The sequence below is a fragment of the Ruegeria sp. N11 genome, from assembly GCF_056531525.1.
Genome location: NZ_JBQFLX010000006.1, coordinates 151,377 through 174,339 on the forward strand (window position 1 = coordinate 151,377; position 22,963 = coordinate 174,339).

Here is a 22,963-nt window from a genome sequence, read left to right on the forward strand (position 1 = left end):
GCTCAGTTGGAAAACTGACGGCGCTTCGCGGCCCTGATTTCCCGGGCCTGTTGTTCCTGCCCTGTCCGAAACGAAGTTTCCACAAAGTCCATATGGTTTCGCGCGGCGGCCTCGGCCCTGTCCGGGTCGCCATCCACAATAGCCTGCGCAATGTCCTTGTGCTGTTGCAACAGCACTTCTCCGGTCCCGTCCATCGTGCGCAAGAACCTTCGATTGTAGAATACGCCCTGGCGCGTCAGATCGTAGATCGAGGCCATCATATGAATAAGGGTCGTGTTCTGGCTGGCGTCGACCACGGCGGTGTGCAGGCGAAAATCAGCTTCCTGGCTGGCGTCGGTATCATCTTCCTCCCAGGCTTTCTGCATTTCCGCGATAATGTCCGAGATGCGTTCCTTGTCGGATTGTGTCGCGCGCTGCGCCGCAAGCCGGCTGGCAAAGGCTTCCTGTTCGCGTCGGTACTCAAGATAGTCATAAAATGCGCCGCCATGGCGGGCGTAAAGCGACAGCAGTGCGGGCGACATAGCCCGCCCAGTCAGAGGCGCGATAAATGTCCCTTCGCCGTGACGGACAGTTACCAGCCCCTGTTGCTCCAGAGTTTGCAACGCTTCACGCAGTTTTGGGCGCGATACGCCCATCGCTTCTGCAAGATCCCGTTCCGATGGTAATCTGCGCCCTTCCTTGAGGATGCCATCGACGATCATCGTCTCGATTTGTTCGACCACCGCGTCGGCGATTGATTCGTGGCCGACAGGTTCAAAAGGCCCGCTGGTGCTCAATTCTTTTCCTCGCTTGCCGGAAATCACAAAAATCTAGTTGTCTTTAAAATTTACCACTGAACGTCTGTAATGCAAGGAAAAATACCCAAAAATACGGATGGGTGGAAACAGTATATATATCTGTAAAATTTGAATAATGAGAATCTTGGGCCAATTTCGACCTTTCGAAAGCGAATGATCGCCTGAGCTCGAAAACCAAGAATGTGGCGTCAAGAGGTAAATAAAATTGTTGACTGAATAAAGTGGTCAACAATATTTACCTCATATACCGCCACTGCGGTGAGACCGGTCAGATCTGATGGCTGACCTGCACTTTGGAGGAGTACACATGAAAACCACCCTGACCTCGCTCGCCGTTGCGGCCTCGCTTCTGGCCGCACCCGCCGTTCAGGCCGCTGACAAGATGTTGCTGAAAACCCCGATTGCGTTTTCCACGGCGCTTCCGGGCCTTGGCTCGCCGATCCCGCGCGTGGCCGAGCAACTGGACCTGATGTCCGGCGGCACTTTGAAAATGAAAGTTTATGAGCCGGGAAAGCTGGTTCCGCCGTTTGAAATTCTGGACGCCGTATCCTCGGGTAAGATCAATTCGGGCTACACCACGGCCGGGTACTGGGCTGGCAAAATCCCCGCCGCTCCGCTGTTCTCGGCCGTGCCTTTCGGCCCGGAAGCCGGCGAATACATGGCATGGCTTTACTATGGCAACGGGCTGAGCCTGTATCAGGAGATGTATGATCAGGCCGGATTCAACGTCCATGTCATCCCCTGCGCGATCATTGCACCGGAAACCTCGGGCTGGTTCGCAAATGAAATCAACAGCCCCGAAGACCTGAATGGCCTGAAGATGCGCTTCTTCGGCCTGGGCGGTGAAGTCATGCAGAAGCTGGGCGTTGCCACGTCGCTGCTGCCTGGTGGTGAGATCTTCCCGGCTCTTGAAAAAGGCGCGATTGACGCGACTGAATTCTCGATGCCTGCCATCGATGCGCGTCTGGGGTTCCACAAACTGGTCAAGTACAACTACTTCCCCGGCTGGCACCAGCAGGCGACCGTGTTCGAACTGATGATCAACAAGGATGTGTGGAGCGAGGCAAGCGATCAGCACAAAGCGATCATCGAAAACGCATGTAAGGCTTCGATGGCGGACAGTTTTGCCGAAGGCGAGGCGATCCAGCACGCAGCACTGATCGACAACGTCGAAAACAACGACGTGCAGATCAAACAGTGGAATGACGAGATGCTGGCCACCTTCCGCACCACCTGGGAAGAGGTTGCCGCCGAACAGGCCGCCAATGACGAATTCTTCAACAAGGTTCTGACCGATATGAACGAATTCCGGGATGGCTATGCCGTATGGAAAGAAAACGCGTTCCTCCCTCGCAAGTGACCTGAGCACTTGCGCCTCCCTGGGGGCGGCTTATTTCGCCGCCCCCACCTTTCCCGACCTTCGTCATTTCCAAACTGATACGGGCGTATTCCCGCCCCGAAGCCTGCATCTTTAGGAGGAGACCATGGCTGAGACCAAGCGGACACGTCACGACCCGATCGAAATCTACGAGGACATTCTTGAACACGATGAGCCTGACCGTCAGAAACTGGCAGTCGCCGTTGACGATGTGGTCAAGACCGTGGGTCACGTGGTCATGTGGGCCAACCTGTTGCTTGTTGCCGCCATCGTTTCGCAGGTAGCCCTGCGCTATCTGCTGAACCAGAACTACCCGAAGCTGGATGAAATCCAGTGGCATTTTTACGGTCTGGTCACGATGATCGGCATCTCTTATGCGCTGGTCACGGACAGCCATGTGCGCGTGGACCTGCTGCACATGCAACTCAGCCAGCGTGCCCGCCGGATTATCGAGATCATCGGGATCTTCACGCTGCTGGTGCCGTTCATCTGGCTCATGATCGATCAGGGCTATGACTATTTCTATGAAAGCTGGCGTGTAAACGAGTCGTCGGACAGCCCGACTGGTCTGCCTGCGCGTTGGGCCTTGAAGGGCGTGATCCCGGCCAGTTTCATTCTGCTGGCTCTGGCAGCGGGCGCGCGGCTTATCCACGACATCCACGCTCTGTTCATGAATTTGGATGAAGAGCGTCAGGGCAAGGGCCTGCGCCTGATCATCTGGGCGCTCTTGGGCTTCGCCGTCGTGGCGACCGCGTTGACCTTCCTGGTTGAGACGACCGAGGAAAAGCTGGTCATCGCCATGTTCCTGACCTTCATCGCGCTGTTGTTCACCGGTTTCCCGGTGGCATGGACGCTGGCTGGCGTCGGGGTCGCGTATTGCGGACTGGCCTATCTGTTCGACAACGGAATGATGAATTGGACAGGTCTGGAGGAAACTCTGACCGGACTGGATTATCTGACGCTGGGCGCCGTGGTAAACCGTGTCTACGCCACGATGTCGAACGCGGTTCTGGTGGCCTTGCCGATGTTCATTTTCATGGGCCTGATGCTGGACGAATCCGGCGTGGCCGAGCGGCTGATGTCTTCGATGCAGCGCCTGTTCGGCACGGTGCGCGGCGGGCTGGCGATCACGGTGACGATGATTGGTATCATTCTTGCCGCCTCAACAGGCATCATCGGTGCCTCTGTAGTTTTGCTGGGTGTGTTGTCTCTGCCGTCGATGATAGAGCAGAAATACAGCCCCTCTCTGGCCGCCGGTGTGGTTAGCGCATCAGGCACGCTGGGTATCCTGATCCCGCCCTCGATCATGCTGGTGATCATGGCGGACCAGATGGCCCTGTCAGTTGGCGACCTGTTCATGGCCGCGGTGTTCCCCGGGGTGATCATCGGAGTATTGTATTTGACTTATATCTTTGTGATCGCCTTGATCAAACGCGAAGTCGCTCCAGTGCCCGAAGGGGCCACTCGTCCCGATTGGGCGGCGGTCAAGGATGTGCTGATTGCTGTACTGCCGACCCTTGCCCTGATCCTTGCCGTTCTGGGTTCAATCTTTGCGGGCCTGACCACACCGACCGAAGCCTCGGGCGTGGGCGCATTGGGCGCGACCCTGCTGGCGCTGGGATATCGCAAACTGACGCTGGCAAAACTGATCAATGTTCTGAAAGCTACGTTCAACACCACCGCTTATATCTTTGCGATCTTCCTGGGTGCGACGGTGTTTTCCTATGTCCTGCGGGAACTGGGTGGCGATGCACTGATCGAAGACATGATCCACGGCACGGGTCTTGGCCCCAACGGCACTGTCTTCATGATCCTGTTCATCGTTTTTCTTCTGGGCTTTGTTCTGGATTGGATCGAGATCACCCTGATCGTTCTGCCCCTGATGCGCCCCATTGTGAACGGGCTGGGTCTGGATATCGAAGGCTTTGGCGTCATCGACGAACCGGCGCTGGTATGGTTTGTGATCCTTGTCGCGGTCACGTTGCAAACCTCGTTCCTGACGCCGCCCGTGGGGTTTGCACTGTTCTACCTGAAAGGCGTGTGCCCGCCTGAAATCAAGTTGACCGACATTTACAAAGGCATCGTTCCTTTTGTGATCCTGCAGTTGACCGGCTTGTTCTTCGTGTTCCTCTGGCCGCAACTGGCCACGTGGCTGCCTTCGGTGGCGTACTGAGGAGTTCCGGATGACCGATACCGATCTGATCAAGCGCTTTCAGGCCATTTGCGGGCGGCGTCATGTGCTGACAACTGCCCGCAACACCCGCCGTTTTCGCCGGGGATTCAGATCGGGGGAAGGGGACGCGCTGGCGGTGGTGCGGCCCGCCACGTTGCTGGAACAATGGAAGGTGCTTGAGGCCTGTGTTGAGGCGGACAAAATCGTCATCATGCAGGCGGCCAACACCGGACTGACCGAAGGCTCCACACCAAAGGGGTGCTATGATCGCGATGTGGTGCTGATCAACACCCGCCGGATGAACGGCCTGCATCTGATAAACGAAGGCAAACAGGTTATCAGTTTGCCTGGCTCGACCCTTTTCGCACTGGAAAAGTTGCTAGACCCGATCGGGCGGCAGCCACATTCGGTGATCGGTTCGTCCTGTATCGGGGCGTCGGTTGTCGGGGGCGTGTGCAACAACTCGGGTGGGTCGCTGGTCGAACGTGGGCCATCCTATACTGAACTGTCGCTATATGCGCGTATTACGCAGGATGGAAAGCTGGAGTTGGTCAATCATCTGGGCATCCACCTGGGCGACACGGTCGAAGAAATTCTGACCCGCTTGCAACAGGGCGACTTCGGGCCGGGCGATACTGAAACCGACAACCGAAAAGCCTCGGACACAGACTATGGCAGGCGCGTAAGGAATGTCGACGCGGATACACCGGCGCGCTTCAATGCCGATAAATCGCGGCTCTACGAAGCGTCCGGTTGCGCCGGGAAACTGGCTGTCTTTGCAGTCCGGCTGGACACCTACCCGAAGAACGAAAATGAGCGCACGTTCTATGTTGGCGCTGAGGACACCGATGCCCTGACCGAATTGCGCCGCTGCATCCTGTCGACATTCAAGACCTTGCCGGTCAGCGCTGAATACATGCACCAGGAGGTTTTCGATATCTCGGACCGATACGGCAAGGATACCATGGTAATGATCGACAAGCTGGGAACGGACCGGCTGCCGACTTTCTTTGCCATCAAGGGCGCGGTAGATGCGCGGCTTGAAGATATTCCCGGTCTGACAAACTTCACTGACCGAGTCATGCAGTTTGCGATGCGGTTTTGGCCTGATATCCTTCCGCAGCGGATGCGCGGGTTTCGCAAGCGATACCCGCACCACTTGATCCTGAAAATGCGCGACGGCGGTATCGACGAGGCCCGTGCCTTGCTCAGCGATATGGCGGGCAAGAAAAAGCTGGACTACTTCGAGTGTGATCCGCGTGAAGCGAAAATCGCGGGTTTGCACCGTTTTGCAGCGGCTGGCGCCGCCGTTCGTTACATGAAGGTACATGCGCATGAAGTTGAAGACATCATTGCGCTCGACATAGCGTTACGCCGCAATGACACCGACTGGTTCGAGAAGTTGCCGCCGGAACTGGCAAAGCAACTTGTGGGCAAGCTGTATTATGGTCACTTCATGTGCCACGTTCTGCACCAGGACTATATTGTGAAGAAAGGTGCTGATCCCAAGGCGATCAAAGCCGAGATGCTTAAGATCCTCGACCGCCGCGGCGCCGAATACCCGGCCGAGCACAATGTTGGCCATCTGTACCCCGCCAAACCCGATCTGGCTGATTTTTACAAATCTGTGGATCCCACGAACAGCATGAATCCGGGGATTGGCAGGATGTCCAGGAACAAGCATTATTCCTGATCCAGTTTCCAATGTTCTGCACACAGATGCCCTTAAATGTTTCGGGTATCAGCCTTTATGTGCTGTAACGCCTGTCAATCCAGACCCTGAGCGTTTCTGGACAACTCGACTTCAATCTTAGGTTTCGGTTTTCAGTCAGGCTTAGGTCCCAATGTGGTCTTTGATCCGCCGGAGGAACTGACGTGAATTGCCGGTTCACAAGGCACGAAAATTGTTCTTGAGTTCAATCCTACTGGTCGCGGTGGCTGTCCTCGGACTGAGACCCGATCTGTCGGACGCACAATATGATCTTACGCTTGTCAATTTCGGGGCGGTGCAGCACGTGCACAGATGCTTTCGCTGCCACTGATGGTGGTACTGGTCCTGATGACCATGTCGCTGACAAAGCGGCTGAAAGAAGACTATCCAACCGACGAGCTGGAAGGCCGCAAAGACGTGCGTATTCCCATCTCGCCAACCAAACCAACGCCGGGAGAGTCAACCGTGTCACAACGTATTGCTTCGCCTTTCGGCACCGTCATATTGTTGGAAAACCGCTACGAAAACGTGCTGGAACGGATGTTTGGCGAGGACATGCCCGAAGGGCTGCCACGCAATTCACGGGTCCCGGCAGTGGGTGTCTATGAGACTAAAGATGCTTTTATCCTGCTGCTATACCTGAGTTCTGGGTGCCGGGAAGAAGCTGTTTGGATGCATAATAATATCGAAATGGTGCATCCCCTTTTGCACGTCAAATGATACATCCCGACCGGCCTTGCGCAGTAGCGCAGAAAAATCCCGGCTTTGCCGGATAAATTCGCGTGTATCACGTTCGGCGACTGTGACGCGGGTGCGAACATCCGCTGGTGGCAGGTGATGGATCGGTGAGAGGCTGAGGATATCGTCGTCGGTCAACTGCAGGGGGTTGTTGACCGATGTCTGCGCGATCGGCTCCAGATCATAAATGCCACTGATCAGAACCAGGTCTCCGATCATCAAACCCGCCTGCTTCAGGTCTTCGCCAAAGCGGTTCAGTGCCATTGCTGCCAAATGCGCCCCGGCACTGTGGCCGGACAAAGTGATCCGGCCGGGGTCAAACCCCAGTTTCTCGGCCCTTTCTGCAAGCCACAACAGCGCCCGGCCGCATTCCGTGATCATCTCGTCCAGACGCGCTTTGGGGGCCAGTGTATAATTCAGTGTTGCAAAGGCCTGACCCGCGCGAACCAGCGGCTTCGCGACCAAAGCTGACTCACGCTGGCTGAGCGCCTGCCAATACCCGCCGTGGACGAAAACGTGCAGCGGCGCGTTGGCTTCGCTTGCGGGAAAGAAATCCAAAATATTGGACTTGAGGTTCCCGTATTTCAGGTTTTCCAGCACTTCCAGCTCGACACGTGCGGCTGCACTCATATCCGCGTAGGCCGCCAGATAATGAGAGATATCTCCGCCAACCATGACACTTGGAGAGTATTGTCTTTCCAGCTCGTCCGGGGAAAACCCGCGATAGGTCACTTCTTTTCTCCGCCCGCATAGAAAAGCTCGGAACGCATGTCGTACAAGTCGTGGAAGAACTTGAGCTCCAGCGCCTTTTTCAGGAAGGCGACACCGCTGGACCCGCCTGTTCCCGGTTGCATTCCGATGACCCGCTCAACGGCTGTTGCGTGGTCAAAGCGCCATCTTTGGAACAGTGTTTCCACATCCATCAGCTTTTCAGCCAGGGCATACAAGTCCCAATACTTGTCTTTGTTCCTGTAAACTTCGACCCAGATGTTTACGATGCGCGGATCACCCGCATATGGTTGGGAAAAATCACGTTCGACAAGGTCCTGCGGAACATCGAAGCCCTTTCGCGCCAGCATCATGATGACCTCGTCGTACAAAGACGGCTTGGTCAACGCTGCGGTCAACTCCTCCATTACCTCGGGGTCGTGTGCATGAACCTTGAGCGTCGAGGTGTCCTTGTTGCCCAGAATGAACTCGATCTGGCGATAGCCATAACTCTGGAAACCCGATGAACTTCCCAGCGCATCGCGGAACGTCATGTAGTCTGCCGGGGTCATGGTCAGCAGCGTTTCCCAGGCCGCAATCAGCTGACGCTGGATTGCCTTGATCCGATCAATGTTCTTGAGAGCGGGGCCAAAGGCGTCTTGGCGCAGAAAACGCCGGACTTCCACAAGTTGGTGATGCATCAGTTTCAGCCAAAGCTCGCTGACTTGGTGAATGATCACAAACAACAGCTCATCCGGTTCCGCAGGGTCCTGAAAGGTCTTCTGAATGCTCAGCAGGGTCTTGAGTTCCAAAAAGTCTCCATAGCTGCTGCGGTGCTTGGTTGCGAAATCGGTAACCAGAGTGTCCTCGATGCCGCGCTTCAAAAGCCGCTGGTCCTTTTCCTCACTCGCCATTTTTGATCTCCTGAAAGCGGCGTTAACGCTATGCGTTTTCTATTCTTAACCTCTCTATGCCGACTTGGGCTGTGAGGCTACCGCGACATGCAGGGTCCGTTGCCTAAATGGCGTGATTAAGCCGCGTCATTACGACCTATACGGGACGGTCCAATCCGAAGCCTAAATGAAACAGGAACCCGAACGTGGGTAAGGCCTGAATTTTGCGGTGCCACTTCAAAGTTGGGAGTCGGCTGGCGAGCGTGGACGACCTCGAAACTGAGGCTCCATGTCAACCGTTTTACCTGAGGTATCGGCGCGCCAGTTTTCTGGTGTTTTCCACAAATCGGCTGTTCCGATCTTCTGAGCCATCTTCGTGCAACCGGGTCGAAACCCAGCCTACATAAGTTGCCGATCTCAATGCCAGAAACAGATCAAGATGGTTGGTGTCAATCGGACGCTGTGATCGGTATCCGGCCAAAAGCGCAGCCTGCAGTCGATCATAATCGGGTTCCGCGAGGTTTTTGATCAAACTGGTGGCGATGTCAAAAAGGCGAAAACCGAAGCCGGAATCGTCAAAATCGATCAATGAGACCTGATCATTCGCAATCATTACGTTCTCACGGACCAGATCCGCATGGATCAGGCCATAGTCCAGTTCCGATTCAATGCGTTTCAAATCCCGCTCTGCCGTTTCACGGAAGCGCGTGAACAGCGCACGATCGTCATCGCCAAGCGTCGGGTTTTCCCAGAACCGGCCCCAAACGGGTTCCTGGCCGACCAATCCCGGTCGGTCCCAGGACCAGCGCGAAAACCCTGCAGGGCGCTCCCACTCGTCGCTGATGGAGTGCAGGCGGGCCATTTCCCGGCCCAAGGAATGGAAAAGGCCGATGCGGTCTTCGTGATCGATCCCGGTTGTAGTGGACCCCAGTGGCCGCCCCGGCAACCAGGTCAGAACATCGATTTGCATGTTCTCAATGACCTCGAGAAAGTTGCCCCGGTTGCTGGCAATGGGTTCAGGTACCCCGACATGTTCTGCGGCCAACACACCCATCCATTCCAGTTCCGACCACAGTTCGGCATCTGTGCGATAGCCGGGACGATGCAATCGCAGCGCAAAGCTGCGCCCATCCAGCTGTACCTGATAAACGTGGTTTTCGCGGGCCGCTGCCAACGTGCAAACTGCGTCTTGAAACCCCCATAGCGCCAGTGCCTTTTCTGCCGCGTCTATCATGAGCAAATCGGTGTTTCGGCCAGAACTTCATCCAGCGTTTCAAACAGCAAGTCGGCATTCTCGACCGAGAAAGGCATCGGCGGGCGGATTTTCAGAGTGTTCTTGTGACGCCCCAGCTTGGAATGAATGATCCCACGCTGCCGCATTTCGTTGATCACCCGGTCGGTGAAGGCGCTGGCCGGTTCCTTGCTGTCCCGATCCAGCACCATCTCCGCTCCGAAGATCAGGCCCGAGCCGCGCACGTCGCCGATGAAATCATACTTCCGGGCCAAAGCCCTCATGCGCGATCGGGCGTGTTTCCCGACCGTTCTGGCATTTTCCAGCAATTGCTTGTCTTCAATCTCTTCCAGCACGGCCATGGCCGCTGCGCACGAGACCGGGTTGCCGCCAAACGTATTGAAATAGCGATAGCCCTTGCGGAATTTGGTCAGTATTTCGGTGCGTGTGACGACACCACCCACCGGGTGACCATTGGCCATCGGCTTGCCAAGTGTCATGATATCCGGCACCGCGCCCATTTTCTGATGCGCCCACATATGGGTGCCGGTGCGGCCAAAACCGGATTGCACCTCGTCGCAAATCAGCAGCCCGCCGGCCTTGCGGACAATATCGGCGGCGGGTTTCAGCCAGCCATCGGGATGGTCCGGGAACCCTTCGTTCAGGAAATACGGGCAGACAATCAGGGCCGCAAACCCAAGACCGGACTTCTTATGTTCGGCGATTTGTTCGGCCACCGCATCCGCGAACCTGGTGCCGTCCGGGTCCGGGTTGCGAAAGCTGTCGGGCGCTTCGACAAAGCGGAAATACTGGCCCAGCCCAAAACCCACGGCGGGGATGTTCGATTTGCTCAACTGACTGACCAGCGAGGTGTTGCCGTGATAGGTCGCATCGGTTGCGATGATGCCGCGCCTGCCAGTCATGCCCTCGGCCATGCGCAGGGCGATGTCATTGGCCTCGGATCCGGTGCAGGTCAGGATCGCCGTGTCCAGCGAGACATCCATTGTCCCGGTCAGCCTTTCTACATAATCCAAGATCCCGTCATGCAGGTATCGCGTGTGTGTATTGAGCGTACTTGCCTGTCGGCAGATCGCCTCGACCACGCGCGGGTTGCAGTGGCCCACATGTGGAACGTTGTTGTAGCAGTCCAGGTATCTGCGCCCTTCGGCGTCCCACAGCCAGACGCCTTCGCCTTTCACAAAATGAACAGGCTCGTCATAAAAGGTCGAGACGTTGGGACCCAGCAGCCTGGTTCTGCGTTCGATCAGTTCTGCGGATTGTTCAGACAACATTTCAGAGCTTTATCCAGGCTGTTTTCAAGTCCACATATTTTTCAAGCGCGTGCAGTGATTTGTCGTGCCCGTTGCCCGATTGACGTATCCCGCCCAGCGGCACCGTCAGATCGGAACCGCCATAAGTGTTCACATGCACGACACCCGCCCGCACGCCTGCCACCATGCGGTGCGCCCGGCTGAGGTTTGACGTCCATACGCCTCCAGCAAGCCCGTATACAGTGGCATTGGCCAGGCGGATCGCTTCTTCCTCGTCCTTGAAGGGTGTCACCGCAAGAACCGGGCCGAATACTTCGTTCTGAAACAGGCTATCGGTCTCTTTCACACCCGCCATCACCGTCGGCGCCATATAGTAGCCGCCGGATTCGGTCAGGATACGGTGACCGCCGGTGCGGCGTTCGGCACCTTCAGCTTCGGCCCTGGTGACGAAGTCCAGATTGGCTTCCAACTCGGGCAGGCTGTGAACGGCGCCGATCTGGCTGTTCAGATCCAGCGGATCACCCACGCGGAAACTCTCGGCGTGGCGCGAGATTTCGGCCACGAAGTCTTCATAGATGTCTTCCTGCACCAGCAGGCGAGACCCCGCAACGCAGACCTGTCCCGAGTTGCGGAAGATACCCGCTGCCGAAACCTTCGCGGCCTCGGCCAGATCGGGGGCATCGTTGAAGACGATGTTGGCGGATTTTCCGCCAAGTTCCAGATAGCAGCGTTTCAAGTTCGACCGTGCGGAATATTCCAGCAGACGGCGGCCTGTTGCGCCTGATCCTGTGAACACCATGATGTCCACGTCCATCGACAGCGCCAGCGCCTCGCCCACGACTGATCCGCGCCCCGTAACAACGTTGAACACGCCGTCCGGAACGCCTGCCGCAGACGCAAGTTCGGCGATTTTCAGCAGGCTGAGAGAGGCGCTCTCTGCCGGTTTCAGAACAATGGAATTGCCCGCAGCCAGAGCAGGTGCGATCTTCCAGCTTCCGATCATCAGCGGAAAGTTCCAAGGCACAATTGCACACACGACACCCACCGGAGCGTGATGGATCAGTCCCAGCACGTCATGTCCGGTCGGGGCGACCTGACCGTAAACCTTGTCTATCGCCTCGGCGTAATAGCGAAAGGTGCCGGTGGCCGAGAGCGCCTCGGCCTTATAGGCCATGTTTATCTCGGTTCCGTTGTCCCGCACGCCCATAACGGCGATCTCGAGTGCGTGGCTTTCGATGAGATCGGCCAGCTTCAGCAGCACTTTCTTGCGGCCGGCAGGCGACATACGGGACCAGCGGCCATCTTCGAACGCCAGGCGCGCGGCGTGCACCGCCGTGTCAACGTCCGATAGCGTTCCCTCGGCAATGCGTGCCAGGGGCTGACCGTCGATGGGCGACAACACTTCGTGCTGCGCGCCGTTCTCTGCGGCCTGATAGGCACCATTGATGAAATGACCACGAGGGGAGATTTCCTGCGCGCGCAGCGCATCAATCGAGGTCTGGTCCATGAGGGTTATCCTTGCTGTGTCGAGCCTTCGTCGCCAATCGGCTGCGGTTTGATCCGTTCCTTGTGTTCCTTCACCAGCGTGCGGATATGCAGCAGAATGACGCCCAGGATCATGATGAACAGGATCGCTGCGATTGGCCTGTCAATGAAATCGAGCGGCGTTTTGACCCGCGCCATGGCGCTGCGCAGCTTGACCTCCATGATGCCGCCCAGAACCATGCCCAGAATGATCGGCACGATCGGCAGGTTCAGACGTTTGAGGATCAGACCAAACACTCCGAACCCTGCCGCAATGGCGCAGTCGGTGACTGAATTGCGCAGACTGAACACCCCGACAAAAGACAAAGTCAGGATCATGATGCCCAGGAACCGGGTCGGGATCTGAATTATCTTCAGCAGCAGATTTGTCGAGAACAACAGAAAGACCAGAACGATCACGTTCAGCAGGATCAGCGACATGTACAGAGCCAGAACAAAATCCATCTGCTCGGCAAACAGTTGCGGCCCGGGGACCACGTTGTGGACATAAAAGACCGACAGCATCATCGCCGTCAGCGCCTCACCCGGGATACCCAACGCCAGCAAGGGGATCATTGCGGCACCTGGGACCGCATTGTTAGCAGCCTCAGAGGCAACCAGACCTTCGGGAGAGCCATTGCCGAAAGCTTCCGGAGTCTTCGAGCTTTTCTGCGCATAGGTGTAGGACAGGAATTGCGAAGTGAATTCGCCTGTTCCGGGAATCATGCCCATCAGGACACCTAACGAAGACGACACCGTCGCGATGCGCTTGATGCCCAACAGTTCTTTGAGGCCGGCGAAGATGTTGCCTCGAACGTGCGCCTCACCGGGCGCGTGTTCCTTGTCGACCAGAAGCAATAGCGCCTGGCTGATGGCAAACAAACCCAGCACAACGACAATAAGGTCGATCCCCGAAGACAACCAGCTTTGGTCAAACGTAAAACGCTTTGTGTATTTGACGGGCTCCAGCCCGACCGTGTTCAGGAAGATGCCGAAGAAGGCCAGCATTGCCGCCGAAAATGTCTGGCCACGATGGGCCAGGATCACCAGAAGGATGCCCAGAAACGCGGCCAGAAAGATCTCGCGGCTGCCGAAATGCGGGGCGACCCATGCCAGAACCGGGGACAGGATGATCAGGCAGAGGATCGAGAAGATGCCGCCAAAGAACGACGCGGAATAAGCCAGCGACAGCGCGCGATGGCCCTCGCCCCGCTTTGTCATTGGATAACCGTCATAGGTTGTCAGCGCATTCACTGCCGTGCCCGGCGTGTTGATCAGAATTGCAGGGATTGCGCCGCCGTACATCGATGAGCCGTAGATACCCAGCAGCAGGGTCAGACCAACAATAGGCTCGAAGGCGAACGTAGCAGGCAGCAGAATGGCGATGGCGACAGCCGCCCCGACGCCGGGCAGTGCGCCGATGATGACTCCGCCAACAGACCCGATGAGCAGTGCGATCAAAACCTGCCATTGGGCCAGAATTGCAAAGCCGGAAATCAGATTGTCCATAGCGGCCTCACAGATAGGTCAGGGCAAAGACGCGGACGGAGTCCGGAAGGAACTCGTAAACCCGACCTGCCGGGATATTCACCTGAAGAAATGCTCTGAAAAGAATGGCGACGCTGGCGCCGAACAGCAGTGAAATCCCGATTGTGCCGGGCGTTCGAAAACCGGTGCGCGCGGCCAGAAAAGCGGCGAACAGCATGGTCGAGGGCAAGTACCCCAGCCACGGCACGGCCACCACGTAGATCAGGAAATAGACAACATATTCAAGAGACATGAGCCAGAAAGTAAGCTCTCTCCAGCGCCCGGGAATACGGGGGGAAACGGCTGAGCCGATCAGATGCAGGGCGCTGAAAATCACCATGCCCCATATGGCGATGGTCGGCCACAGCGACGGCTGCGCAAACCACTTGGTGCGCTTTACCAACTTTGTCTCGGTGCCCAACTGGCTGAGGAGGAACAACGAGAAGGCAAGGAAAAAGACGGCAAAGATGATGTCGCCAGGTCGGCGATACCTTCTGAACATGTCCTGAAGCGTTTTTGCAATCATCATGTCCCTCCCCGACATGCAACAAGGCGCGGGCTTTCCACCCGCGCCCTGTTAGGTGCTTATTCGCCCAGAATCTCTTCGATTTTCGCGAACGACGCTTTGTCCTGTTCGATTTGCGCATTTGACGCGTCAGGGTCCTGCCAATAGATCAACGCACCGGTTTCTTCAGCCAGCTTTTTGGCCTTGTCGGACTCCAACGCCTTTTGCGCGGCGGCAGTGATCTTTTCACGGGCATCTGCCGGAGTGTCCTTGTGCACGAACAACCCGTTCCACAACGCAAGCGGCAGGTCCGGGTTCATTTCGACAACCGTTGGTGTGTCCGGTACAAGCGAAATTCGTTCACCACCGATGCTGGCCAGAATGTTCACATTGTCGAGGCAGGGCAGCACGAGTTGCAGCGTGGTATTGATGACGTCCACGTCACCTGACGCCAATGTGTTGCAGTCCAGCGCGTCGAACGCCGCTTCGCTTGCAAAGTCGAAGCCGCTGCTCACCGCAGCCGCAAACGTAACCTGTGTGGGCGGCAGGACCGAGCCGAAATGGCCAAGAGCCACATCGTTTTCCTTACCGTGCGCTACAAGTTCGTCCCAATTCGAGAATGGCGCATCTTTGCTGGATGCGATCACGAACGGATAGGTCAGGAAAATTCCGATAGGGTCGAATGGATTTGGGTTCAGCTCCGGGATTCCGATCTCGGGCCCGATGACAGGAACGCCAATAACGAAGGATCCGATGGTGTAGCCATCTGCCGGAGCCGTTGCGACCTCAACCGCGCCGGGGAAGGGGCCGCCTCCGCCGCCAGGCTTGTTCACAACCGCGGCCGGAACGCCGTACATGGCCTGGAATTCATCTGCGATCATCCGGGTTAACACGTCTTCCAGATCGCCCGGAGGCCACGGAACCACAAAGGTCACCGGCTTTTCCGGGTATTCAGCAAGTGCTGCTGTTGCAGAGGCTGCAAAAACGGCAGCGGTTAGAATTTTTTTCATTGACGCCTCCCTGGCTTGGTTCATTTTTTGAACCGAAGTAACAACAATAATGTTGCTTTGTTAAATGCTTTCTGTCAAGTATTACGTGCGAAGGAGAGAAAAGCGCATGGGCACCGCTCTTAATGCTTTGAAATTGCTCGAGTTGTTTTCAAGTGCTCAGCCGGAGATCGGTCTGAGCAACCTTGCCCGGCTGTCCGGTATGAACAAGGCAACGACTCTGCGCCACCTTCGCGCATTGGAAGAGTTTGGCCTGATCGAACAAAACCCGCACTCCAAGTCCTATGCGATCGGACCGGCTGTGGTGCGTCTTGCCGCGCTGCGGGAAATCGCAAATCCGGGGCTTGAAGGCGCGCGCGCAAGGATGCAGTCCGCCATGCAGGTAATCGGCGAAAGCATGCACCTTTCGCTGCTGCAACAAGGCAAATTGCAGACCGCTCTGGCGCTGGAAACCACGCGGTACACCGTGCGGGTCAGCCTTGATCCGGCGGAAATTCTGCCGATCAATGCAACGGCCTCCGGCCTGTGCCTGCTGAGTTTTGGCCCCGCTCACCTGCTTGAAGATCTGGATCGCCAGGCCTTGACGTCCTACACAGCGGAAACCCTGGTGTCCCCTGACCTGATACGTGAACGGGTTTCTGAGATCAGGCGCAAGGGCTGGTCAAACAGCGCAGGCGGGTTTGAAGCAGGCGTTTATGGATACGCTGCGCCTGTCTTTGGAATTGATCAGGTGGCGATAGGCACAATCGCAATTGCGGTGCCTGAAATTCGTGCAAACGGCGATCACCTGCCTTTGATCCTGACGACATTGCATTCCCTTTCGCTCGAACTGACTGCGAATTTCGGTGGTCAGTTTCCGCGAAACTTCCCAACCGCGTTCCAGCCCTGACCGATGGGCGGACAAGATCCTCGGAGACCCGTGATATGAAAGACTCCAATTTCCTGAAGGAAAACAACGCGCGCCATTTCTGGCACCCGATGGCACATCCTGCCGACAGTCAAAACAATCCGCCCACCATCCTGACCGGAGGGGAAGGGGTCAGCATCATCGATATTGACGGCCACAAGGCCATCGACGCGGTTGGCGGGTTGTGGAACGTCAATCTGGGTTATTCCTGTGATCCGGTTAAGCAGGCCATTACCGATCAGTTGAATGCGCTGCCGTATTACTCGACCTTCCGGGGCACCAGCAACGACAAGGCGATTGTGCTGTCCTATGAGTTGGCGCAGTTTTTCAAGCCTGATGGTCTGACCCGAGCTTTTTTCACTTCGGGCGGATCGGATTCAGTTGAAATCGCACTGAAGCTTGCGCGACAGTATCACAAAGTGCGGGGCGAGGCCGGTCGGACAAAGTTCATCAGCCTCAAGCAAGGATACCACGGCACCCATTTCGCGGCCGCTTCGGTCAATGGCAACCAGAAGTTCCGCGCGGCTTACGAGCCGATGATGCCGGGCTGTTTCCATGTGCCCGCGCCGTGGACCTATCGCAATCCGTTCGACGAAACAGACCCCGAGCGTCTGGCGCAACTTTGCGTCAAGGCGCTGGAGGCCGAGATCGCATTCCAGGGGGCAAATACCGTCGCCGCATTCATCATGGAGCCGATTCTGGGCGCAGGCGGCGTGATCCCACCACACAAAAGCTTCATGCCGATGGTGCGCGAGGTCTGTTCGAAAAACGGTATTCTTCTTATATCGGACGAGATCATCACTGCTTTTGGTCGTACCGGCAGCGAAAGCGGCGCGCGGCATTGGGGTGTGCAGCCCGACATCATGACGACAGCCAAGGCGATCACCAACGGTTATTTCCCATTCGGTGCGGCAATGATTTCGGGCGCGGTCGCCGAGGTTTTTGAAAGCGACACCACAGGTATGGCGTCAGTCGATCAGGGCTATACCTATTCCGGCCATCCGGTCGGCGCAGCGGCTGCGCTGGCGGCTCTGTCTGAAATCAATCGTTTGCGTGTTTGGGAAAACGCCGCGGCCCGCGGTGAAGAACTTTTTACCGGATTGAAAAATTTGGCTGAAAAACACGACGCAATCGGAGATGTGCGCGGAGGCGAGGGCTTGATGTGTGCGCTGGAACTGGTATCTGATCGTGCAACCAAGGCGCCGGTTGCCAAGCATCTGCCCTTGCAGGTGCAGAAGGCGGCATACGAAGATGGCGTGATGGTCCGTGTGTCGGGCAACAACATCATCCTGTCACCACCGCTGGTCATCACGTCCGAGGACGTGGCCAAGATTCTGTCGGCACTGGATACCGGTCTGTCGACACTTTAGATGCGTGGCTGGCCCCGCCCGGTTTGTGTGTGGTCAGATCTTGACGGCCTGCAACTCCTCAAGCAGGTCCAGAAGGTCGTCCAGCTTGTCCTGACCCATCTGTTCTTCAATGCGATCATAAATTGCAAGGGATGTCGGAAGGTTCTCGGTCAGGATTCCACGACCTGTATCCGTGATCTTCACCATAGACCGGCGCTTGTCCTGACTGTCCTGGCGGCGTGTAATCTGGCCGTCTGCTTCCATGGCGCGCAGAATGCGGGTGAGGCTGGGCAACAGAAGACAGGCCTCTTTCGAGATGGCGCTTTGTTCCATTTCACCAAACTCATCCAGAACGCGAAGAATGCGCCACTTCTGTTCTGTAAGCTGAATGTTGTTCAACATGTCCCGAATGGGCGCCATGACTGTTTCGCGGGCACGCAGCAGCGCGATCGGAAGCGCGCGGGAAGTGCTCTTGGTGTGGCTTTGTGTGGTCATGCCGTTTTCTAGAGCGCTGCTTCCGGAATTGCAAAGAATAACAAGTCAAGTTCTTGACACGTGGTGACGTAATTACTAAACATGTTTACTAATTGAAGGGAAGGGAACCATGCCGCATTTCCACATCGATTACTCTGGTAACCTAGAAGACTGGGTCGATATGGATGGTTTGTGCGAGTGTGTGCGCGCAACAGCAGCAGCAATTGACACGTTCCCGATGGCGGGTATTCGCGTACGCGCCACGCGGGTGCATCACTATTCCATTGCCGACGGGAACCCGGCGCATGGTTTTGTCGATATTTCGATCCGACTGCGCGCCGGTCGCCCCGAAGACGTCAAGCAGGACGCAACGCAGCGCATATTCGAAGCGGTAAGGGCGTATCTTGAACCGGCCCTTTCGATGCACTCCATCGCTCTGTCGCTTGAGATGCGTGACATCGATCCGGACCTTTCGCCCAAGACCGGCACTATCAGAGAGCATCTGGGCCGGGACCAATTGGCTGCAACCCAGCAGGAGACCTGAACCATGAGCGCCTTGGACACCAATATCAAAAAATTGGCGGGGTTTCTGGCCCGGTTCAAAGAGACAGGCATCAAGAACCGCATTGCGGGCGAAGATCGCGACGGGGCGGCCGGAGTGTTTCAATCCACTTCGCCAGTGGACAAGTCCGTGATCTGCGATGTTGCCCATGGGACGGCGGATGACATCGATGCGGCGGCCAAGGCAGCCCACTCGGCATTCGCCGCGTGGCGCGATATGCCCGCTACTGAACGCCGCCGTATCCTGCTGAACGTGGCCGACGCGATCGAGGCGCGTGCCGAGGAAATTGCCCTTTGTGAGTGCTGGGACACCGGTCAGACCCTGCGTTTCATGTCCAAGGCGGCACTGCGCGGTGCCGAGAACTTCCGTTATTTCGCTGATCAGGTGGTGCAGGCAAGGGATGGACAGTATCTTAAGTCACCGACCCTGATGAACATCACCACCCGCGTTCCAATTGGCCCGGTTGGTGTCATTACTCCGTGGAACACGCCGTTCATGCTGTCGACCTGGAAGATCGCGCCGGCACTGGCAGCGGGTTGTACCGTCGTTCACAAACCGGCCGAAGATTCACCGCTGTCGGCGCGTTTACTGGTCGAAATCGCGGAAGAGGCCGGTCTGCCCAAGGGTGTTCTGAACATCGTGAACGGGTTTGGACCGGATGCCGGTAAGACGTTGACCGAACATCCGCTGATCAAGGCCATTGCTTTTGTCGGAGAAAGCCGCACCGGCAGCATAATCACAAAGCAGGGCGCGGATACGCTCAAGCGGATGCATCTGGAACTGGGCGGCAAGAACCCGGTGATTGTCTTCGATGACGCCGACCTGGACCGCGCGCTGGATGCCGTGATTTTCATGATCTACTCGATCAATGGGGAACGTTGCACATCGTCTTCGCGTTTGCTGGTACAAGACACCATCAAAAACGAGTTCGAGGCCAAGCTGGTAGAACGCGTGAACAGCATCAAGGTCGGTCACCCGTTGGACCCGGCGACCGAGATCGGCCCGCTGGTAACGGAAGAGCACTACAATAAAGTCACCTCGTATTTCGACATCGCCAAAGACGATGGCGCGACTATCGCAGCCGGCGGCGTCAAAGTGGGGGACGAAGGGTATTTCGTGCGGCCAACCTTGTTTACAAATGCCAACAACCAGATGCGCATCGCGCGCGAGGAAATATTTGGCCCGGTTCTGACGTCCATCCCGTTCTCGACCGAAGAAGAGGCGCTACAGATCGCAAATGACACGCCTTACGGCCTTACCGGTTACGTCTGGACCAACGACCTGACGCGTGCCCTGCGGTTCACGGACAAACTGGAAGCAGGTATGATCTGGGTGAATTCGGAAAATGTGCGCCACCTGCCCACGCCCTTCGGCGGCGTCAAGGCGTCGGGTATCGGCCGGGACGGCGGCGACTGGAGCTTTGAATTCTACATGGAACAAAAGCATGTTGGCTTTGCCACCGGTCAGCACAAGATCATGCAACTTGGGAAATAGTATCGTGCAGCCTGATCCCTTGGCAGGGGTTGGCTGACTATAGTTGAATCAGGAAGTGCGCATCATTGGTCCATCAAACGCTCGGACCATAGGACGTTCTGGCAGTCAGGCCAGACGTCACGATCATAAGGAGGAACCGTCATGGGAAAGATTGTACAGGCCGCGAAAATCACGCATGTGCCCAGCATCTGGATGTCCCACACGATGCCGAAATACAAAGGCATCCGGCAACCCGCCATCGAAGGATATGCGCGCCTGCGTCAGGATGCAATTGACCGCAAGGTGGATACGTTTGTTGTGTTCGACACCCACTGGATCACCAATCAGGGGTTCCATCTGAACACGAAAGAGCACCACAAAGGCCGTTTCATCAGCCACGAGTTGCCGCACATGCTGGCGGACATGGAGTTTGACTATCGCGGGGATCACGAATTGGGGGAAACCATCCTTGACGTCTTGCGTGAGCGGGGGGAGAGGGCCCTTGGCCATTCACATCCCGATATGGGCATGGAATACGGCACCCTTTTGCCCATGCATTTCATCAATGACGGTGTAAATGCGCGGGTGCTACCCGTCGCGGTCAACCAGTTCTCGTCGATTGCCGAAAACCGTGTCTGGGGCGAGGCCATCGCCGAAGGTATCCGTCGTTCCGACCGCAATGTGTCAATTCTCGCATCGGGTTCGCTGAGCCATGACTTTACGCCCAACGAGCGCTCGGTCGAAGGGCTGAACGCCGTGAATGGCGAGTTCAATCGTCAGATGGATATGCGTGTACTGGAGCTGTGGGAACAGGGTCGGTTTGAAGAGTTTTTGGAAATGCTTCCCGACTACGCCAGGAAATGCACGGGTGAGTGTGCGATGAACGACACCGCATTGCTGTTCGGCGCGCTGGGTTGGGGCAGCTACAAGGGCCAGATCGATATTTACACACCGTATTTCGGAAGCTCCGGCACGGGGCAGGCCAACATCAGCTTCTCGGTCTGAGGTCGGGACGCGGGTTCGTATGCTATGTTTTCTCTGCATGGGTGGCAGCAAGGCCGCCGAGGAGGCCTGATGCGCTTTGCAACTTACACCGCCAATGGCGCAACCTTTTTCGGTGCCATTACCAAGGACGGCGCAATTGCGCTGAATGGCGAATTTCCAAACCACAGCAGCTTGTACGAAGTTATCGCCGCCGGAGCGTTCGACCAACTGGCCGAAAAAGCGGATGGTAAACCCGTAACTCATGAAGATTTCACCTATGAAATGGTGATGCCCGACGCCCGCCGTATCCTCTGCGTCGGCGTGAACTTCCCTGACCGCAATGCGGAATACAAGGATGGCAGCGCGCAACCGAAATACATGTCTTTGTTCCCGCGTTTTGCCAGCGGCTTTACGGGACATGACTGCCCTCTGATCCGCCCGCCGGAAAACCACACGCTGGATTACGAAGGCGAGGTGGCCATCGTGATTGGCAAGGCGGGCCGCAGGATTTCACAAGACGACGCCTATGATCACATCGCGGCACTCACGCTTTGCAATGAGGGTACGATCCGCGATTGGGTGCGCCACGCCAAGTTCAACGTCACACAGGGCAAGAACTGGGACAGAACCGGCGCGATCGGCCCTTGGCTTGTGCCTTTCACCGACGCGGCCCAGTTGGACGACGCCCGCATTCAGACGCATGTCAACGGCGAGTTGCGTCAGGACGATACGTTGAATCGTATGATGTTCCCGATCCGGCGCGAGATCGAGTACATCTCGACCTTCATGACTTTGCACCCCGGCGATATCATTGTCACCGGGACGCCAACCGGCGCAGGTGCACGGTTTGACCCGCCGAAATACCTGGTCCCCGGCGATGTGGTCGAGGTTTCTGTCGACGGCATCGGCGCACTGCGCAACACTGTCGAGGATGAACAGGTATGACCCCCGAAGATCACGCTTGCGCGGCCGCCGATCTGTTGCGGGCCGAGCAGACGCGCGAACAGATCGGTCTGCTGACACTGCGGCATCCCGAGATGGGAATGGACGATGCCTATGCGGTGCAGAACGCCATCCATCGCGCCAAACTGGCCGAAGGGCGCAAGGTGATCGGCTGGAAGATCGGGCTGACCTCGAAGGCGATGCAATATGCGCTGAATATCGACATTCCCGACAGTGGCATCCTGTTCGATGACATGGCCTTTGAAAATGGTGGCACTGTGCCTGCGGGCCGTTTCATCCAGCCTCGGATCGAGGCCGAGATTGCCTTTGTCGTGAAGTCTGCCTTGGCTGGGGAACATGTAACCCGCGCGGACGTCATTGCTGCGACTGATTATGTCGCGCCGTCCATCGAAATCCTCGACACTCGCATTCAGCGGGTCGATCCAAAGACCAGCAAGGCACGCACCGTGTTTGACACGATCAGCGACAACGCCGCCAATGCCGGCATCGTACTGGGTGCAGAACGCCACGCCTTTGAGACTTTCGATCTGCGCTGGGTCGGCGCACTGACATTCCGCAATGGCGAGATCGAAGAAACCGGCCTGGGTGCAGGTGTTCTGAATGATCCTGTCGAAAGCGTTGTCTGGCTTGCCCGGCGCATGGCACAATATGGTCAGAGCATCGAGCCGGGCCAGGTGATCCTGTCGGGTAGCTTCATTCGCCCTGTCGAATGTCCTTCGGGCACCGAAATCCACGCCGATTTCGGCTCGTTCGGCTCGGTCGACATACAATTCGCTTAAAGGAGGCTC

The 22,963-nt window shown here is 56.9% G+C and carries 21 protein-coding genes; 11 read left to right on the forward strand and 10 right to left on the reverse strand.

Features of this window, described 5'->3' with window-relative positions; genetic code table 11:
• Positions 1-2 precede the first annotated feature (2 nt).
• The gene (locus tag ACR0J8_RS08465) at positions 3-776 is read right to left on the reverse strand and encodes a FadR/GntR family transcriptional regulator (RefSeq protein WP_480523376.1); all 774 of its coding nucleotides are present in this window, start codon (positions 774-776) and stop codon (positions 3-5) included.
• A gap of 328 nt (positions 777-1,104) precedes the next feature.
• On the opposite strand from ACR0J8_RS08465, the gene ACR0J8_RS08470 reads away from it, so the two are divergent.
• The 4 genes from ACR0J8_RS08470 to ACR0J8_RS08485 all read left to right on the forward strand — a co-directional run bounded on the left by ACR0J8_RS08470 (position 1,105) and on the right by ACR0J8_RS08485 (position 6,779).
• On the forward strand, positions 1,105-2,157 hold the full coding sequence (locus tag ACR0J8_RS08470; protein WP_170611325.1) for a TRAP transporter substrate-binding protein: 1,053 nt from the start codon (positions 1,105-1,107) through the stop codon (positions 2,155-2,157).
• 124 nt (positions 2,158-2,281) lie between these two features.
• The gene (locus ACR0J8_RS08475) at positions 2,282-4,348 is read left to right on the forward strand and encodes a TRAP transporter large permease subunit (RefSeq protein ID WP_480523378.1); all 2,067 of its coding nucleotides are present in this window, start codon (positions 2,282-2,284) and stop codon (positions 4,346-4,348) included.
• Positions 4,349-4,358: 10 nt separating this feature from the next.
• Entirely contained in the window at positions 4,359-6,041 is a 1,683-nt protein-coding gene (dld, locus tag ACR0J8_RS08480) for a D-lactate dehydrogenase (RefSeq protein ID WP_480523380.1), read from the forward strand.
• 330 nt (positions 6,042-6,371) lie between these two features.
• On the forward strand, positions 6,372-6,779 hold the full coding sequence (locus ACR0J8_RS08485; RefSeq protein WP_480889671.1) for a hypothetical protein: 408 nt from the start codon (positions 6,372-6,374) through the stop codon (positions 6,777-6,779).
• Here the strand turns inward: ACR0J8_RS08485 and ACR0J8_RS08490 are convergent.
• The 8 genes from ACR0J8_RS08490 to ACR0J8_RS08525 form a co-directional block, all read right to left on the reverse strand.
• Positions 6,693-7,529, reverse strand: a complete 837-nt coding sequence (locus ACR0J8_RS08490) for an alpha/beta hydrolase (protein ID WP_480523384.1) — start codon at positions 7,527-7,529, stop codon at positions 6,693-6,695. The two genes, ACR0J8_RS08485 and ACR0J8_RS08490, sit on opposite strands and share 87 nt — an antisense overlap.
• Positions 7,526-8,419: a tryptophan 2,3-dioxygenase gene (locus ACR0J8_RS08495; RefSeq protein ID WP_480523386.1), complete on the reverse strand. Its 894-nt coding sequence runs from the start codon at positions 8,417-8,419 to the stop codon at positions 7,526-7,528. Before ACR0J8_RS08495 ends, ACR0J8_RS08490 begins: the two co-directional genes overlap by 4 nt.
• Positions 8,420-8,699: 280 nt before the next feature.
• Positions 8,700-9,632, reverse strand: coding sequence for a phosphotransferase enzyme family protein (locus tag ACR0J8_RS08500; protein WP_480523388.1), 933 nt, complete (start codon positions 9,630-9,632; stop codon positions 8,700-8,702).
• A complete protein-coding gene (locus ACR0J8_RS08505; protein ID WP_480523390.1) occupies positions 9,629-10,921 on the reverse strand; it encodes an aspartate aminotransferase family protein in 1,293 nt (430 codons plus the stop codon). Before ACR0J8_RS08505 ends, ACR0J8_RS08500 begins: the two co-directional genes overlap by 4 nt.
• 1 nt (position 10,922) lies before the next feature.
• A complete protein-coding gene (locus tag ACR0J8_RS08510) occupies positions 10,923-12,407 on the reverse strand; it encodes an aldehyde dehydrogenase (RefSeq protein WP_480523392.1) in 1,485 nt (494 codons plus the stop codon).
• A 5-nt stretch (positions 12,408-12,412) separates the two neighbouring features.
• On the reverse strand, positions 12,413-13,933 hold the full coding sequence (locus ACR0J8_RS08515; RefSeq protein ID WP_480889676.1) for a tripartite tricarboxylate transporter permease: 1,521 nt from the start codon (positions 13,931-13,933) through the stop codon (positions 12,413-12,415).
• Positions 13,934-13,940: 7 nt separating this feature from the next.
• The gene (locus ACR0J8_RS08520; RefSeq protein WP_480441575.1) at positions 13,941-14,480 is read right to left on the reverse strand and encodes a tripartite tricarboxylate transporter TctB family protein; all 540 of its coding nucleotides are present in this window, start codon (positions 14,478-14,480) and stop codon (positions 13,941-13,943) included.
• Positions 14,481-14,536: 56 nt separating this feature from the next.
• Entirely contained in the window at positions 14,537-15,466 is a 930-nt protein-coding gene (locus ACR0J8_RS08525; protein WP_170611300.1) for a tripartite tricarboxylate transporter substrate binding protein, read from the reverse strand.
• Between the two features lie 106 nt (positions 15,467-15,572).
• Between ACR0J8_RS08525 and ACR0J8_RS08530 the strand changes: the two genes are divergently transcribed.
• A complete protein-coding gene (locus ACR0J8_RS08530; RefSeq protein WP_170611298.1) occupies positions 15,573-16,352 on the forward strand; it encodes an IclR family transcriptional regulator in 780 nt (259 codons plus the stop codon).
• A gap of 35 nt (positions 16,353-16,387) precedes the next feature.
• The gene (locus ACR0J8_RS08535) at positions 16,388-17,740 is read left to right on the forward strand and encodes an aminotransferase class III-fold pyridoxal phosphate-dependent enzyme (protein WP_480889680.1); all 1,353 of its coding nucleotides are present in this window, start codon (positions 16,388-16,390) and stop codon (positions 17,738-17,740) included.
• A 33-nt stretch (positions 17,741-17,773) separates the two neighbouring features.
• Here the strand turns inward: ACR0J8_RS08535 and hpaR are convergent, their stop codons facing one another.
• Positions 17,774-18,214, reverse strand: coding sequence for a homoprotocatechuate degradation operon regulator HpaR (gene hpaR, locus ACR0J8_RS08540; RefSeq protein ID WP_480523400.1), 441 nt, complete (start codon positions 18,212-18,214; stop codon positions 17,774-17,776).
• 109 nt (positions 18,215-18,323) lie between these two features.
• On the opposite strand from hpaR, the gene ACR0J8_RS08545 reads away from it, so the two are divergent.
• The 5 genes from ACR0J8_RS08545 to hpaH all read left to right on the forward strand — a co-directional run bounded on the left by ACR0J8_RS08545 (position 18,324) and on the right by hpaH (position 22,954).
• Positions 18,324-18,737: a 5-carboxymethyl-2-hydroxymuconate Delta-isomerase gene (locus ACR0J8_RS08545; protein ID WP_480523401.1), complete on the forward strand. Its 414-nt coding sequence runs from the start codon at positions 18,324-18,326 to the stop codon at positions 18,735-18,737.
• Positions 18,738-18,740: 3 nt separating this feature from the next.
• On the forward strand, positions 18,741-20,249 hold the full coding sequence (gene hpaE / locus ACR0J8_RS08550; protein WP_480523403.1) for a 5-carboxymethyl-2-hydroxymuconate semialdehyde dehydrogenase: 1,509 nt from the start codon (positions 18,741-18,743) through the stop codon (positions 20,247-20,249).
• A gap of 141 nt (positions 20,250-20,390) precedes the next feature.
• Positions 20,391-21,233 carry a 3,4-dihydroxyphenylacetate 2,3-dioxygenase gene (hpaD, locus tag ACR0J8_RS08555; protein ID WP_480889684.1) on the forward strand — a complete coding sequence of 281 codons (843 nt, stop codon included), beginning with the start codon at positions 20,391-20,393 and terminating at the stop codon, positions 21,231-21,233.
• A gap of 69 nt (positions 21,234-21,302) precedes the next feature.
• Positions 21,303-22,157, forward strand: a complete 855-nt coding sequence (locus tag ACR0J8_RS08560) for a fumarylacetoacetate hydrolase family protein (protein WP_480523405.1) — start codon at positions 21,303-21,305, stop codon at positions 22,155-22,157.
• Positions 22,154-22,954 carry a 2-oxo-hept-4-ene-1,7-dioate hydratase gene (gene hpaH / locus ACR0J8_RS08565; RefSeq protein ID WP_480523407.1) on the forward strand — a complete coding sequence of 267 codons (801 nt, stop codon included), beginning with the start codon at positions 22,154-22,156 and terminating at the stop codon, positions 22,952-22,954. The genes ACR0J8_RS08560 and hpaH overlap by 4 nt, the downstream gene beginning before the upstream one ends.
• Positions 22,955-22,963 lie beyond the last annotated feature (9 nt).

Bases quoted from the DNA above. Each gene is read 5' to 3' on its own strand.
- ACR0J8_RS08560 (WP_480523405.1), top strand. From the start codon at position 21,303: ATGCGCTTTGCAACTTACACCGCCAATGGCGCAACCTTTTTCGGTGCC.
- ACR0J8_RS08525 (WP_170611300.1), bottom strand. From the start codon at position 15,466: ATGAAAAAAATTCTAACCGCTGCCGTTTTTGCAGCCTCTGCAACAGCA.
- ACR0J8_RS08500 (WP_480523388.1), bottom strand. From the start codon at position 9,632: ATGATAGACGCGGCAGAAAAGGCACTGGCGCTATGGGGGTTTCAAGAC.
- ACR0J8_RS08520 (WP_480441575.1), bottom strand. From the start codon at position 14,480: ATGATGATTGCAAAAACGCTTCAGGACATGTTCAGAAGGTATCGCCGA.
- dld (WP_480523380.1), top strand. From the start codon at position 4,359: ATGACCGATACCGATCTGATCAAGCGCTTTCAGGCCATTTGCGGGCGG.
- hpaE (WP_480523403.1), top strand. From the start codon at position 18,741: ATGAGCGCCTTGGACACCAATATCAAAAAATTGGCGGGGTTTCTGGCC.
- ACR0J8_RS08505 (WP_480523390.1), bottom strand. From the start codon at position 10,921: ATGTTGTCTGAACAATCCGCAGAACTGATCGAACGCAGAACCAGGCTG.
- ACR0J8_RS08495 (WP_480523386.1), bottom strand. From the start codon at position 8,419: ATGGCGAGTGAGGAAAAGGACCAGCGGCTTTTGAAGCGCGGCATCGAG.
- ACR0J8_RS08475 (WP_480523378.1), top strand. From the start codon at position 2,282: ATGGCTGAGACCAAGCGGACACGTCACGACCCGATCGAAATCTACGAG.
- ACR0J8_RS08545 (WP_480523401.1), top strand. From the start codon at position 18,324: ATGCCGCATTTCCACATCGATTACTCTGGTAACCTAGAAGACTGGGTC.
- hpaH (WP_480523407.1), top strand. From the start codon at position 22,154: ATGACCCCCGAAGATCACGCTTGCGCGGCCGCCGATCTGTTGCGGGCC.
- ACR0J8_RS08470 (WP_170611325.1), top strand. From the start codon at position 1,105: ATGAAAACCACCCTGACCTCGCTCGCCGTTGCGGCCTCGCTTCTGGCC.
- ACR0J8_RS08515 (WP_480889676.1), bottom strand. From the start codon at position 13,933: ATGGACAATCTGATTTCCGGCTTTGCAATTCTGGCCCAATGGCAGGTT.
- ACR0J8_RS08535 (WP_480889680.1), top strand. From the start codon at position 16,388: ATGAAAGACTCCAATTTCCTGAAGGAAAACAACGCGCGCCATTTCTGG.
- ACR0J8_RS08485 (WP_480889671.1), top strand. From the start codon at position 6,372: ATGCTTTCGCTGCCACTGATGGTGGTACTGGTCCTGATGACCATGTCG.
- ACR0J8_RS08530 (WP_170611298.1), top strand. From the start codon at position 15,573: ATGGGCACCGCTCTTAATGCTTTGAAATTGCTCGAGTTGTTTTCAAGT.
- hpaD (WP_480889684.1), top strand. From the start codon at position 20,391: ATGGGAAAGATTGTACAGGCCGCGAAAATCACGCATGTGCCCAGCATC.
- ACR0J8_RS08510 (WP_480523392.1), bottom strand. From the start codon at position 12,407: ATGGACCAGACCTCGATTGATGCGCTGCGCGCGCAGGAAATCTCCCCT.
- hpaR (WP_480523400.1), bottom strand. From the start codon at position 18,214: ATGACCACACAAAGCCACACCAAGAGCACTTCCCGCGCGCTTCCGATC.